At 55.3% G+C, this 13,699-nt stretch carries 16 protein-coding genes; 8 read left to right on the top strand and 8 right to left on the bottom strand.

The features are described from left to right. From DSM25558_RS25960 to DSM25558_RS25945, 4 genes are all read left to right on the top strand, one after another. Window positions 1–1,041, top strand: coding sequence for a branched-chain amino acid ABC transporter permease (locus DSM25558_RS25960; RefSeq protein WP_077107523.1), 1,041 nt, complete (start codon window positions 1–3; stop codon window positions 1,039–1,041). Between the two features lie 97 nt (window positions 1,042–1,138). Further along, complete coding sequence (locus tag DSM25558_RS25955) at window positions 1,139–2,473, top strand: ABC transporter substrate-binding protein (RefSeq protein WP_077107522.1); 1,335 nt, start codon at window positions 1,139–1,141, stop codon at window positions 2,471–2,473. A gap of 62 nt (window positions 2,474–2,535) precedes the next feature. Then, window positions 2,536–3,318, top strand: coding sequence for an ABC transporter ATP-binding protein (locus tag DSM25558_RS25950; protein WP_077107521.1), 783 nt, complete (start codon window positions 2,536–2,538; stop codon window positions 3,316–3,318). A gap of 23 nt (window positions 3,319–3,341) precedes the next feature. After that, a complete protein-coding gene (locus DSM25558_RS25945) occupies window positions 3,342–4,589 on the top strand; it encodes an SfnB family sulfur acquisition oxidoreductase (RefSeq protein WP_077107519.1) in 1,248 nt (415 codons plus the stop codon). A 322-nt stretch (window positions 4,590–4,911) separates the two neighbouring features. Here DSM25558_RS25945 and DSM25558_RS25940 read toward each other — a convergent pair whose 3' ends face one another. Beyond that, window positions 4,912–6,699, bottom strand: coding sequence for a methyl-accepting chemotaxis protein (locus DSM25558_RS25940; RefSeq protein ID WP_077107518.1), 1,788 nt, complete (start codon window positions 6,697–6,699; stop codon window positions 4,912–4,914). 277 nt (window positions 6,700–6,976) lie between these two features. Further along, window positions 6,977–7,285, bottom strand: a complete 309-nt coding sequence (locus tag DSM25558_RS25935) for a hypothetical protein (RefSeq protein ID WP_077107516.1) — start codon at window positions 7,283–7,285, stop codon at window positions 6,977–6,979. An 83-nt stretch (window positions 7,286–7,368) separates the two neighbouring features. Here DSM25558_RS25935 and DSM25558_RS29535 point away from each other — a divergent pair, with 83 nt between their 5' ends. From DSM25558_RS29535 to DSM25558_RS25910, 3 genes are all read left to right on the top strand, one after another. Next, window positions 7,369–7,833 carry a hypothetical protein gene (locus tag DSM25558_RS29535; protein WP_077107515.1) on the top strand — a complete coding sequence of 155 codons (465 nt, stop codon included), beginning with the start codon at window positions 7,369–7,371 and terminating at the stop codon, window positions 7,831–7,833. Window positions 7,834–8,187: 354 nt separating this feature from the next. Continuing rightward, window positions 8,188–8,844: a hypothetical protein gene (locus DSM25558_RS25915; RefSeq protein ID WP_077107512.1), complete on the top strand. Its 657-nt coding sequence runs from the start codon at window positions 8,188–8,190 to the stop codon at window positions 8,842–8,844. Then, entirely contained in the window at window positions 8,841–9,650 is an 810-nt protein-coding gene (locus tag DSM25558_RS25910) for a hypothetical protein (RefSeq protein WP_077107511.1), read from the top strand. The genes DSM25558_RS25915 and DSM25558_RS25910 overlap by 4 nt, the downstream gene beginning before the upstream one ends. 72 nt (window positions 9,651–9,722) lie before the next feature. Here DSM25558_RS25910 and DSM25558_RS25905 read toward each other — a convergent pair whose 3' ends face one another. The 5 genes from DSM25558_RS25905 to DSM25558_RS25885 form a co-directional block, all read right to left on the bottom strand. Next, on the bottom strand, window positions 9,723–10,001 hold the full coding sequence (locus tag DSM25558_RS25905) for a hypothetical protein (RefSeq protein WP_077107510.1): 279 nt from the start codon (window positions 9,999–10,001) through the stop codon (window positions 9,723–9,725). A gap of 47 nt (window positions 10,002–10,048) precedes the next feature. After that, window positions 10,049–10,474, bottom strand: coding sequence for a type II toxin-antitoxin system VapC family toxin (locus tag DSM25558_RS25900; protein ID WP_077107509.1), 426 nt, complete (start codon window positions 10,472–10,474; stop codon window positions 10,049–10,051). Then, entirely contained in the window at window positions 10,471–10,719 is a 249-nt protein-coding gene (locus tag DSM25558_RS25895; RefSeq protein ID WP_077107508.1) for a FitA-like ribbon-helix-helix domain-containing protein, read from the bottom strand. The genes DSM25558_RS25900 and DSM25558_RS25895 overlap by 4 nt, the downstream gene beginning before the upstream one ends. A gap of 138 nt (window positions 10,720–10,857) precedes the next feature. Beyond that, window positions 10,858–11,466 (bottom strand): nucleotidyltransferase family protein, encoded by a 609-nt coding sequence (locus tag DSM25558_RS25890; protein WP_244554319.1) that lies wholly within the window; start codon window positions 11,464–11,466, stop codon window positions 10,858–10,860. Then, on the bottom strand, window positions 11,453–12,067 hold the full coding sequence (locus DSM25558_RS25885; protein WP_077107537.1) for a recombinase family protein: 615 nt from the start codon (window positions 12,065–12,067) through the stop codon (window positions 11,453–11,455). Before DSM25558_RS25885 ends, DSM25558_RS25890 begins: the two co-directional genes overlap by 14 nt. 585 nt (window positions 12,068–12,652) lie before the next feature. Here DSM25558_RS25885 and DSM25558_RS25875 point away from each other — a divergent pair. Continuing rightward, window positions 12,653–12,907 carry a hypothetical protein gene (locus tag DSM25558_RS25875; RefSeq protein WP_077107506.1) on the top strand — a complete coding sequence of 85 codons (255 nt, stop codon included), beginning with the start codon at window positions 12,653–12,655 and terminating at the stop codon, window positions 12,905–12,907. A gap of 546 nt (window positions 12,908–13,453) precedes the next feature. On the opposite strand, the gene DSM25558_RS25870 is transcribed toward DSM25558_RS25875, so the two are convergent. Then, on the bottom strand, window positions 13,454–13,699 hold a 246-nt coding region (locus DSM25558_RS25870), incomplete at its 5' end, for a helix-turn-helix domain-containing protein (RefSeq protein WP_143240229.1).

Here is a 13,699-nt window from a genome sequence, read left to right as displayed (position 1 = left end):
ATGTCCGTGATCGCGTCCGATCTGCCGCATGAGCATTTCTCCGCACGGTGGGCCGTACCGCTGGCCTTGCTGGCAGTCGCCTATGCCGGTGTGCCGCTTCTTGGCTCCAGCTATCTGTTCGAGGCTATCCTTCTGCCTTTCCTGGCACTCAGCCTCGCCGGCGTTGGGCTGAACATCCTCACCGGCTATGCAGGTCAGGTGTCGCTGGGAAGCGCCGCCTTCATGGCGGTCGGGGCCTTTGCCGCCTATAATGTCAATCTCAGGGTCGATGGATTGCCGCTGATTGCCAGCATCGTGCTAGCGGGATTTGCGGCCGCCGCCATCGGCCTGGTGTTTGGCCTCCCAAGCCTCCGCCTCAAGGGTTTCTATCTCGCGGTATCGACCCTTGCGGCGCAGTTTTTCGTGCAATGGGCGCTGACCAAATTCAGCTGGTTCTCCAATGACTCCGCCTCCGGCGTCATCGACGCTCCGGCGCTCTCGGTCGGCGGCTTCGTCTTCGAAAGCCCCGTCGGACGTTACTATTTTGCGTTGAGCGTCGTCGTGGTGCTGACTGTGCTCGCCTATCGGCTGGTCAATTCCCCGACGGGACGCAACTTCATCGCCGTGCGCGACAACGAGACGGCTGCCCGGATCATCGGGGTGCCAGTGCTCAAGACCAAACTGCTAGCGTTCGCCGTTTCTTCCTTCATCATCGGCATCGCTGGCGTTCTATGGGCCTTCGCTTACCTGCGCACGGTGGAACCGGCCGGTTTCAATCTCGATCGTTCCTTCCAGATTTTGTTCATCGTCATTATCGGCGGGCTCGCCTCGATCCGCGGCGCGTTCTTTGGTGCCGCCCTGATCGTCGTGTTTCCGTTGCTGCTCTCGCGGCTCGGGTCCTTCCTGCTCGGTGATGTCTTCGATTCCGGTGTGCTCGAGATGAGCCAGCGCATCGTGCTCGGCGTGCTGATCATCCTGTTTCTGATCCTCGAACCGGATGGCCTTGTCGCCTTATGGGACCGGGTCCGAAGACGCATCGGTTCCGCTGTCAGGCGGACCTGAGCCCACCAGAGCCTCGTCGCTCTTCATCCCGCAGTCATCCTTTATCGATCAACCCAGAACCGGTGCCCTGCCCGGTCGATACCCGGAGTGTGTCCAAATGACGATCCTCAGCAAATTCAAGATCGTGGCGCTTGCCGCAGGTCTTGCCTTCACCGTAGCCCTGCCAGCTGCCCACGCCGACGAGCAATACTTCCCGCTCCAGAGCTACCGCGTCGGTCCCTATGCCGCCGGCGGCACGGGTTTCTTCGGAGGCTTCATCGACTATCTGAACCTGATCAACACCCGCGACGGCGGCGTCAATGGTGTCAAGCTGACCTGGTCGGAGGCCGAAACCCAATATGAAGTCGAGCGTGGCGTCGAGGCCTATGAGCGGTTGAAGAGCAATCCGAACGTCGCTGCCTGGAACCCGCTCTCTGTCGGCATCGCCTATGCCATGATCGACCGGATCACGCAGGACAAGGTTCCGCTGATCACCATCAACCATGGCCGCACGGATTCAACCGATGGCCGCGTCTTCCCGTATGTTTTCCCGCTGCTGCTGAACCCCTACAGCGAGACCTCCGGTATCGTGAACTATATCGCCTCCAAGGAGGGCGGGCTTGAAAGCCTCAAGGGCAAGAAGATCGTCGTGCTTTATCATGGCTCGCCCTATGGCAAGGAAACCATTCCGATCTACGAACTGCTGGCGAAGAAATACGGTTTCGAACTGCAGCAGATCGAAGTTCCGCATCCGGGCAACGAGCAGCAGTCGCAATGGCTTACAATCCGCCGCGCCAAGCCGGACTACGTTGTCTTGCGCGGCTGGGGTGTCATGAATCCTGTCGCCTTGAAGACGGCAGCCAAGACCGGCTTCCCGGTCGATCACATCATCGGCAATGTCTGGTCGAACTCGGAAGAGGACGCCATTCCTGCCGGAGAAGCCGCCAAGGGTTATACCGCGATCACCACGCAGGCATCGGGTGCCGAATATCCGGTGGTTCAGGAAATCGTCAAGACGCTCTATGACGCCGGCAAGGGCAATCTGGAAGACAAGAAACGCATCGGTTCCGTCTACCACAATCTCGGCATCGTCAACGGCATACTCAATGTCGAGGCGATCCGTATCGCGCAGGAAAAATTCGGCAAGCGCACGCTGACGGGCGATGAAGTCCGTTGGGGCTTCGAGCACCTGCAGCTTGATCCGGCCCGCGTCGAAGCGCTTGGCGCCAAGGGTCTGTTCCACTCGATCAACGTCACCTGGGACAACCACGAAGGCAATGGCTATGTGACCTTCCAGAAGTGGGACGGCGCCAAATGGAACGTCGTCTCCGACTGGATCGCGCCCGACTGGGCCTTGCTGCGGCCGATCATCGAAAAGTCGTCCGAGGCCTATGCCGCCGAAAAGGGCATCAAGCTGCGCACGGCGGAAGATGCCGCGACAGCGACCAACTGATCCCTCCGGGCCGCGCGCCCCCCTCTTCATGCGGCCTTTTGCACGCAGACAGGAAGATGATCATGGCTCAAGAGCACATTTTGCTGACGGTGGCCGCTGTGAAGGCGACCTACAACCACGCCATCACAGCACTTGATGGTGTCAGCTTCAGCCTGGCGCGCGGCGAGATATTGGCCTTGCTGGGGGCCAATGGTGCGGGCAAGACGACGGCGCTGAAAGCGGTCTCCAATCTCCTGCCTGCCGAACGCGGGCAGATCGTCTCCGGCAGCATCCGCTTCGACGAGCTCGACACCACCCGGACAAGCCCCGCCAATCTGGTGCGCGCAGGGCTTGTTCAGGTTCTTGAAGGCCGCCATTGTTTCCGCACTCTAACGGTCGAGGAAAACCTCGTGTCCGGAGGGCTTGGCCGCAGCAGTAGCCGTGCCGAGATCACCGACGATCTGGAGAAGGTCTACACACACTTCCCCAGGTTGAAGGAAAAGCGGCGGGCCCTGTCCGGCCTGACATCCGGCGGCGAGCAGCAAATGACTGCGATTGCCAGGGCGCTCATGTCGCGCCCACGTCTCCTCGTACTCGATGAGCCATCCATGGGGCTGGCACCGATCGTCGTCCAGGACATTTTCCGCACATTGCGCCGGCTCAACCGGGAGGAAGGGCTGTCCATTCTGGTTGCAGAGCAGAACTCCGCCGTCGCGCTGAACTATGCCGATCGCGCCACGATCCTGGAAAACGGCGTTGCCGTGCTTTCCGGCAAAGCTGGCGATCTGCGCGAACGTGACGACATCAAGTCCTTTTATCTCGGCAAGACGGCCGCCGCCCCAAACATTCCGGCGCTCGCCAGCTAACCCCAATCCAAGAGGAGAAGTCTATGACCCTATCCAACGTCAATACAGAGAATGCCGCAAAGGCAGTGCCGCCGGTGCCTCGTCCCGCCGAGCCCGCCCATGTCATCAAGACCGATGCCGAGGCGATCGCCGTTGCCAAGACGCTTGCGGCCGAGTTTATCAAGGGTTCGGCAATAAGAGACCGCGATCGGATCTGGCCGGTCGAAGAACTCGACGCCTTTTCGCAGAGCGGACTGTGGTCGATCAATGTGCCTAAGGCATTCGGCGGCCCGGAAGTCTCCTATGCGACCCTTGCCAAAGTCATCGAGATCATCTCGGCTGCCGATAGCTCGATCGGGCAGGTTGCGCAGAACCATCTCGGCGTGGTTGCTGCTATTCGCACCGTTTCGGATGAGGAACAGCAAAAGCTGCTGTTCTCCGAAGTGCTGAAAGGCACGCGCTTCGGCAATGCCTTCTCGGAGTTCGGCTCCAAGCGGGCTGTGGACTTCGAAACGAAATTCGTCGATGCCGGGGATCATGTCGTCGTCAACGGAAAGAAGTTCTATTCGTCGGGTGCATTGCTCGCGCATCTGGTGCCGATCGTTGCCCTGGATGACGAGGGCAGGGCCTGGTACGCGATCGCCGATCGCGGCGCCGAGGGACTGACTGTTGTCGACGACTGGTCGTCGTTCGGGCAGCGCACGACGCTTTCTGGAACCGTATTGCTCAACAACGTCAAAGTCCCAAAGACGCATCTCGTGCCCGGTTATAAGGGTTATGAAGTTCCGACGGCCGATGGTGCGATCTTCCAGATCATCCAGGTTGCCGTCGATACCGGCATTGCGCAGGCCGCGATCGATGAAACCGTGAATTTCGTGCGGACGAAAAGCCGCGCCTGGGTGGATTCCGGCGTCGACAATGCCTGGGACGACCCCTACACGATCCAGGCGGTCGGCGACCTCACTTTGCGCCTGCACGCGGCGCAAGCCTTGCTAGAAAAGGCCGGGTACGCCATCGACCGGGCAGTAGCCGATCCGAATGCGGAAACGGTCGCCGAAGCGCAGATCGTCACGGCAGAGGCTAAGATACTCTCAACGGAAATCGCCATTCTTGCCACCAACAAACTGTTCGAACTGGCCGGTACGCGCTCGACCCTCGCCGAACACGGCCTAGACCGTCATTGGCGCAACGCCCGAACACACACGTTGCACGACCCGGTTCGCTGGAAATACGCCATCCTGGGCAAATATTTCCTAAATGGCGAGAAACCGCCCCTGCATGCATGGAGCTGATGAACGAACGGGCCGACAGCACCTGCTTCGACCCGTCCAGCTTCCGTTGTCGCCAGCATCGATGCATCGTTTCCCTACAGGCCGGGCCTGTTCCACCGGACAAACCCGATCAAAAGCGGCCATAGGGAGGAAGATGGCTGATAGCTAGTTTTGCGATGGGTGTCGCGCCAATATCATCAGGTGGCGCATAGGGAATCGCCTGGCGGGCCCTATCCGCGAATATCGTGAATGACCTTGGCCGCAGTAACAGTCCTGCGGCATTGCTTATGCCGCTGAACGTTTCATCATTGTCGCTCGGGTCCACAGAGGCGAAAGGCTTCTATCAAAAGTCTTCCCATTCAGAGGCGCTGACAGCAAGTGCAGCAGAACCACCCGCTGGCAGAAGTGGCGCTGCTTTTCTGGTGGGCTGTACTGCAGCCGCTGTCACCGGACGTCGCGACGGCTCCCGGTTTGATAAAACGTTGACACCGTTGTCGAACTTGAATTGTTCGAGAAGTTTGAACAGGGCATCGGCTTCACGAGCCAGACTGTGGCTTGCTGCGGTCTGCTCCTCCACCATTGCTGCGTTTTGCTGTGTTCCTTGATCAACTGTATTGACGGCGTGGTTAATCTCACCGAGCGCTGTTGATTGTTCACGGGACGCTTCTACGATGGCGATCACGTTGGTATCAATGTCGTGGACTTGCGTTGCTATCTCCTGCAGGGCAGTGCCTGCTTTGGTGACGAGCGAGACGCCATTTTGGACATATGTTCTTGATGCTGTGATCAATGTCTTTATTTCTTTGGCCGCTTTTGCAGAACGCTGCGCGAGTTCGCGCACTTCCTGAGCCACAACTGCAAAACCTTTGCCAGCTTCGCCAGCACGTGCCGCTTCGACACCGGCGTTCAGAGCCAAAAGATTCGTCTGGAACGCGATCTCATCAATCACCCCAATGATGTTAGATATCTCGCGAGAAGACGTTTCGATCTGATCCATTGCACCAATGGCATTATTGACGACCTGACCGGAATGCTCGGCATGTTCTCGCGTACGCCCCACGAGATGACCAGCCTCTTCAGCACGTCTACTGGAATCCTTGACTGTTGTTGTGATCTCTTCAAGGGCAGCCGCTGTCTCCTCGACAGAGGCTGCCTGTTGCTCGGTCCGTTTTGCCAATTGGTCTGCTGCGGTTTGAATTTCGCTTGAACCCGCAGCGATTGCGCGCGCGTTCTCGGCAACCCTAGACATCGCCTCTTTCAATTTTCCCGAAGCAGCGTTGAAATCTGTGCGCAGTCGGTCGAGCGAGGGGATAAATGCTTTCTCGATATTCTGAGACAGGTCACCATCGGCCAGGTGACTGAGGCAGCCTGCGAGCCTTTCGACGTTTGCAACACGGTCAGTGACATCCGTGGCGAATTTCACCACCTTGAAGACCTTACCATTCAGGCCAAAGACAGGGTTGTACGAAGCTTGGATAAAGACCTTGCGTCCGCCTTTGCCAATACGCATAAATTCATCTGCCGAAAGCTCTCCGTCAGCAAGGCTTTTCCAGAAATCGCGATAGGCGGTTGATGCCGTATAGGTAGGATCACAAAACATCGAATGATGCTTGCCCTGAATATCCGAAAGCGAATAACCAAGAGCGGACAGAAAATTCTCGTTAGCGGTCAGGACCTCGCCGGCTGGCGTGAATTCGATAATACCCTGAGCGCGAGACAGTGCGTCGATCTTACCTGCGTCTTCCGCTGCCTTCAATTTCTGATTGGTGATGTCGGTGGCGATCTTGACGACTTTCACAGGCTTTCCCCTTCGCATTACCGGGTTATAGGATGCTTCGATCCAGACTTCCTTTCCGCCTTTCCCGATCCGTTTGTACTGTTGCTGATCAAACTTTCCTGCGGCAAGTTTCCTCCAGAATACTTTGTAGTCGGTAGACTGGGCAAAGCTCGGATCGACGAACAGGGAGTGGTGTCTACCAACTATTTCAGAAAGCTCGTATCCGAGTGCCTGACAGAAGTTATCGTTCGCGTTGAGGATTTTTCCGGAGAGATCAAACTCGATCATCGCCTGAGATTTGGAAAGAGCGGCAAGAACCGCGACAGCATTTGCACCACGATCAAGAATACTCACAAGCAATCCTCCAAGGATATTAATGGCGAAAACCAAAAATAATATGCGAATATGTATATAATATTATTAAAGACTATTTAATTATAAATTTAACATTTCACGCAAACATCACTATCAACGAAAGAAAATGGGTTTTAGGCATAATAATCTTGAACTTTGATACAAAAGGGCGGGTGATATCACCTGCACTGGTAGAATTCCGGAGATACATTACGCATGTGATGTCTTGCATTGTAAAAATAGATATCGACGGCGGCAAGAATACGGGAAATTCGGTTCAGTTTTCAATGACGCACTGCTCAGTGCCGTTAATCTGTGGGCATGCGCGGACGTCATCGAAATGGAACGTCCGACGCCTGCTCAATGAGTTTAAGGCATTTGCGCAGACGGCTATGCATCTTGCCCGAACCGATACGTTTGATCCGACGCGTAGCGTCTTGTCCGGCAAATGCAGATCTTTTGAAATGTCTTGTGCCAAAATGTCTTCGATCCAACGCTGGCGCTCTTGCCAAATTGCATCGGCAACGATTTTGCTAACGTATTCCTTGCCAGGGGTCAGATTTTTCGCCCCAATTAACAACGCCATGTCTCTCACATCTTTTGAATAATCCGCAAATGAACCGCACCGGATTTGCCGGAGGCTCCAACTTCTGAGAGAGTGGAGCCATTATGAGCAAGACAGCGAACAAGTTTTCACCTGAAGTCCGCGAACGCGCCATCCGCATGGTGTTGGAAGACGAGGACGAGCATTCATCACAGCCGGCCAACACGGCAGGAACAGCAACGGCGCGGGAAGTCGCGTCATTAGACGAGCGACGCTTGGCATGGACCGCTTTTAAGAACATGTTGCGCGCCGCTGCCCGTGATCGGCTATGGCCGTTCGTCTCGCTGTCGGCGGCTCCCTTCAGAATCTGGAAGCCGCTGCTTGGCGTTCTCTTCATCTTGGCTATGGCACTTTTTGCCATCGGCTTAGGCGGCCGGTTCGTGCTTCAGCAAATGGGCTTTGGCGTCAGCAGCATTTCGTTTCCGACTATGACGGGCGCACTACGCTCAACAGCGAAACTTCTGGGTCGTGGGTTCGAATCCGTTCAACTGCGTAGAGTAAGCCGTTGTCCGACCCGGAGACATAGGTAACATCTCGTACCTAAGACATAGGTGACAACCTCATGGTGAACGGATTGTCGATGGTTTGCAACGGATAGATTGCTATCGCGCTTTGGTCGGGAGGCTCGACCGCCCTAATTACGCGCTCGTCATGGTCCTCGCCCCAGAGTACTGCGAAGTCGTGTATCTCAGGATGCGCCAGCGTGCGCGGCGTGACATCAAACCACTCGGTGGAAGACCGAATAGCGAGTGCCCCGGCAAAGCATGCCAATAGGGGTGGGCTCGTCATACAGGCTGAATAGCTTCGAATATTGGCGCACGCTGAGATGGGATAGAATAATGTATTCGTCATCCTATAGGACGATAAGGGCGACAGGAGCGTCAATGACTGATCTTAATCTCACCGATCGACTGGATCGGATTGAACAGTTTGAGAATGAATTAATCCGGAATGGTACCGCCATCTTTGGTGCGACCATCTTTGGTGCGAGAGCCGGTCTGTCACACGCTGACTTTTTCATCATTCGTGCCTTACGCCGGACGCTGGCCCAAGCGTTCGACTTCCGAGATTCGATTAAGGCGCGCAGTTTCCCCTGCGCAGCCGCTACCCTGCGTTTGCAGCTCGACACCGCAATGCAGGTCAACGCACTATCGTTCGTCAATGACCCGGATGTGGTCTGCAAAGCTGTGTTGGATGGCGAGCAGTTCAATCGACTCAAGGACCGGGATGGGAACGAGCTTTCGGACGTCCACATCCGGAAGAAGCTGGCGGAAGAGCATCCCTGGATCAGTTCGGTGTACGAGCGCACCTCTGATTTCATCCATCTATCTGGCAGGCATTTCGACATTTCGATTACCCGGACAGATGATGAAACACGCATCGCCTATTTCCAGATCAGCGGTCATGATCCGTCTCGATCGGAGGAGACGTACTTCGAGGCAGTCGATCGATTCTTCGAGGCGACTAAACTGGCGGGAACGCTAATCCTCGCCTTCTGGATGGCACGCCATCGTACCGTTTCACAAGGCATTAGAACATGATCCGGATTGACGTCCATCACCTATTGGCCTCGCTGACATACCTATCTGGAGCACACAAGCATCTGGTGCTCATGCGGACCGAAGCCATTGAAAGTAAACGCGCGGGGGCAATAGATATCCAATTGTTTTCCGGAATCCGCGAGTGCTCGCGCCGGCTTGGTGTCATTGCAGATACCCTAAATATGCCAGCGGCACGTGCGAGCTCCGGTCGATTAGTACAAAATGTGGATATTGTGGCACCGTTCCATCTCGGTCTCTCACCTGACAGGCTGAGCCTCGTAGTTAGTGAAATCTCGATACTGATCTCGGCATTTCAGGATGAGATGGAAGAACGCCTACTCTTTGCCTTTCCTCCTTCCAGCGCCCGCTATTTTTCCGGTAAGCCGCCGTTCGGGGATGAGGTAGAAGAAGCATTCCCGGCTGTGAGCCATGATATCGTCGAGGCCGGCAGATGCTTGGCGTTGAGCCGGTGGACGGCAACAGTCATGCATTTGATGCGCGTGCTTGAAGCTGGACTTGAAGCATTAGCCAAACGGTTCGACGTTCCAGCAGGCGAGAACTGGAACACGGTGCTCAATGCGATCGAAAGCAAACTCAGGGAAGTGCGACGCAAGGTCGATGGACGCGAGCAGGAGCAATGGGCGGCTGAGGCCGGTGTCCATCTGCGCTTCATAAAGAACGCCTGGCGTAATCACGCTATGCATCAATTGGAACGGTATGATACCGAACGAGCGATGCATATTTTCGATAATACGCGCTCGTTCATGCAACATTTGGCGAAGGAGCTATCAGAGCCCGGCAGATGAGAGCAGGCAGGGTTTCGGCTAACTTTGATTGCGGTGCAGTTCCACAGTCCAGACAAATTCCAATCCTGGAGATTAGTCCTCAGGCATATCGCTGATTTTGTACTTGGTGTCATTCTTGGCAATGCGCAACTCAAGCTCTACCGCCGCACCGCTGCTCATTTTCCCATTGGTAACTTTTCCCGTCAGAACTTCATGACCATCTTGCAGTAAATTGTTCACATCAGCGATCGACTTCCAGCCGTTTAACGTCCAGCTACCTATCTTTTCATCCATCATGTACATCTTGAATTGCGAATTGAGATGACCATTGGCATTCTTTGGGCGTGCCGAAACGATGCGATACTTAGACATGATTTCCCCTGAGTTCCTTTGTTTCAGCACTCATCGCTTTGGTCATCCTATATCAGTGCCACCCATGGATTGATGACGTTCAATCCAACAGTCTCGAACGGGCCGGTGTCACGGGTGGCGACCATGAACCCCTTGGCGCTCGCGATCGCGGCGATGTAACCGTCCGGCGTTGGAAAACCTCTCCCTGCCGTTCGTGCTCCAGTCGCGAGCCGCGCGTAGTGCCGCGCGGCATCATTGTCGAATGGGAGCACTCGTTCATGATAAAGCTTGAGAAGCAGTGTCTCCAAGGTCTCTGCCAAGCCATTTTTGCGGCGGCCTTCAGGCATGGAAGCGACCCCGAAAAGCAGTTCCGCCATCGTGATGCTCGTAAGAAACAGTGTCTCGGCGGGTTGCTGGTTCAGCCAGGCTGTGACGTCTGGATGAGGCGTTTGCTTCATCGCTTCCGAAATGACGTTCGTATCGAGGACAATCATTCGAAGCTCATCGGCTCGGCTGGTGTCTTGTCCAGTTCGAAATATGCCATGTCTTCGTCAGTAAGGCCAACTTCTCGTCCGATCGCAGCAAGTGCATCGCCCATACGGATGCGTTTTTCTGGCTTTACAACAGCCTCTAGGATGTCGCGGATTTCAGCCTCGGTACTACGGCCATGGGATGCCGCGCGCACACGGAGCGCACGATGAACCTCGTCGGGCAGGTTTCTGACAGTGACGCTCGCCATGATAGCTCTCCGGCCCAAAAGATTACATTGAGATCATAATATGATTTTTGATTGCATCGTCAACTGGTATCGGAAAACGAGGGTTTTCCGATAGGGCAAACAATCGGCGGGGCACTAAAGTCGATGATGTACGGTCTCTCAGCTTTCGTTCCAATCGATGATGTGAAGACCAGGCCAGACTTTTCGCCAGCGGGCGATCTCGGAATCGTAGATTTCCCGGGTAATCTGAGTTTTGTTTGGTCGCACAGTACAGCTTAGAAGATCGGCCACCCCGAATGGAGCGAATATAGTCAGCCTTCCAGCTTCTGGCCGGATCCCGATCGAACTTGCGGTTGTCGGAAACGTGCTGATCGCTGCTCTTGACGAGCGATGGGGTGGGATCGTGTAGCCGAACTTCTCCTTGTACCAGAAGTGGACGCGAGCCTGATTTTTCGCATCGATCCATATGGGAATTTCGGGAAAAAGCGATCGGACACGTTTGGCCTGCCGAACCTCCCGCCCTCCACCCGTGTTGGCGGGATCGAAATACACAAGGTCGATCTTGGTAACGCCCCGATCAGGAGCGAACCCAAAAGTCTGATTCCACAGGGTCTGGGCAAGCGCACTTCCCGATAACCAGCAGTCCGGCAAGTCAATGTCCTGCCATCGGGCGAGCAATCCTGCCAGTATAGGGCTTTCTTTAACAATGGTCGAAACCTGCTGCTCCCAATCCTCAGGAACAGCGGAGCAAGGATCAATCGGTATCAACGGTCACTCCGGTTCGTATGGAGGCTGGCGTATCGGGAGCAGAGGACCTGGAACCGGCCAACTCCCGATAAAGTGTAGATCGGCCAAGCCCGAGTTGCTTGGCGGCCTGGGCTGGCCGAACGCCGGCGTCAATGAGCTTCAGGGCAGAGGCCAGTTTGTCTCCATCAAGCGTTGGCCGACCAAGCCTTTTGCCGCGTGCTCTAGCCGCCGCAATACCGTCGCGGGTTCGCTCAACGATCAGCCGGCGCTCGAAATGGGCGATGGCACCAAAGACATGGAACACCAGTTCGCCAGCGGCTGACGACGTATCGAGCCGCTCTTCCAGAGAGCGGAACGCCAGCCCACGTGCTTTGAGATCATCAACCGTTTCAAGCAGTTCTTTCAGCGAACGGCCGAGGCGGTCAAGACGGACGACGCAAATAATATCGCCCTTGCGAGAAAACTTGAGGAGTTCGGCCAAACCGGGTCGCTCGAAGTTCTTGCCGGAAATCACGTCTTCGAACACCTGGATCGCGCCGGCCTCGTCACGCAGACGGCGGCGCTGAACTTCGAGATCCTGATCTTTGGTGGAGACGCGCGCGTAACCGAGAACGTCAGGCATGATCTTCGTTTCTTTCGTCTCTAAAACGCTCGGTTTATGGACAGGTGGAAAATTGACGATCGTTGGCGTCTCCACTCGTCTCTAAAGTATGTCCATAAATAGCATGTGTCTTTAAACTCCGGAAGGCCATTTCTGGATCATTTTTGGGTAGTCACGACAAGAATAGACAGCGCGGTCTTCGATCGGCGCTCTGATCGCAGTCGACTCATGTTTCTCAGTTGCATCAGCGGCTCCCGTACCTGACGAGAGGCGGAGAAGCACGGCACGATCCGGGTCGTCTGTAAAAGTATCGAGGTCGATGTCGCCACCCAGACCATTGCGGCAGGATGTCTTGATTGAAACTTCATACCGCTCAGCAAACCTGCGGATATAGCTGTCGATCCACTCACATGGGTAGGGTGTTGGAGCGGCCATCTCGTGGATGGGAGCGGATGTCAGCGTCGCCGACACCTCGCCGATCAGCCGACTCGTCCGAATACCTTAAGAAACGTAACTCTCAAGTTTGTTTCCACGTTCATAAAGACACGAAGGCATGTTATTCATCGTCAGACCAAATGATGGATTTATACAAGGCAGGATGCGGCCATGCTCAAGACCGACACCCGTCAAGCAAATTGGCGTCGAGCCAATCCCGCAAAATACGATGCTCACCTTGCTGTGCAACGCGCTGTAAAGACAGGCGAGTTGGAAAAACAGACTTGCGAGGTCTGCGGGAGCGATGCTGTTGATGCACATCACGACCAATACGACGAGCCTCTAAAGGTAAGGTGGTTGTGCCGTCGGCATCACACCAGGCTTCATCATTACGGAGAAGACATGTTTCCAATCAAGAACGTTTAGACCTGACATATTGGAGATTGCCAGACGAAACATTCGGACTTGTTATGGTGTCTTGTCGTTCGAAACGGAAGACAAAGCGCTAAAGACAGCGAACGGTGCGCGCAATAGCGGGATGAGTTGCAGTGCTTTAGGGGCGATGACAGGGGCATTGTGTCAATTAGCACCGAACATTCACCCCTTGGGATGCTGACAAAAACTTGGACCATCAGGAGGTAGTTCATGTATTCCTATTCAGACAGACTTTCGAGCCGTTGAGCTTTACATCAGGCGCAGCAATTCATCTCAATGGCGACATTCTCTCGCCCGAGGAAATGGTTGCCACGTTCGCCAGCGTTACGGGTCGGAGAGCCTCGATACGCATCTCGGTCGGGTTGCAGTTCAGCGTGATGCTGAACTGGATCGACAAGCGGTGGGGTGATACCGGTTGGGATTTCGGCGCAAATGTCCGCCGTATCATGCGAGGGGGTAAACCAAGACCTTCGCAAGTAAAAAGTGATCAGTTAATCGTCGCAAGCACAGTTTTCATGACGAAGTACACTCTGATCTCTACGACATCCCTTTGGCCAGGCTAATGGTTATTTCAGCATTCAGGCCATGTCCGAACCGTATACCACCTTGTTCCAAGGCTTTGCGGATTGCCTCCATATGAAGAAGCCTCGTCCTTTTACCGGCACCAAGCTCCAGGCGCCGGATTGTCGAGACGGAAACGGCTGCCTTCGCCGACAAGTCTTCTATGCTCCAGTCCAAAAGCGCCCGCGCCGCGCGTATGTAAGCGATGTCCACAGCCTCGAT

It is taken from the genome of Agrobacterium sp. DSM 25558, assembly GCF_900100825.1.
Taxonomy (GTDB): Bacteria; Pseudomonadota; Alphaproteobacteria; order Rhizobiales; family Rhizobiaceae; genus Agrobacterium.
The sequence above is the reverse complement of the archived record's forward strand: the minus strand, read 5'-3'. Positions and strand labels throughout refer to the sequence as shown.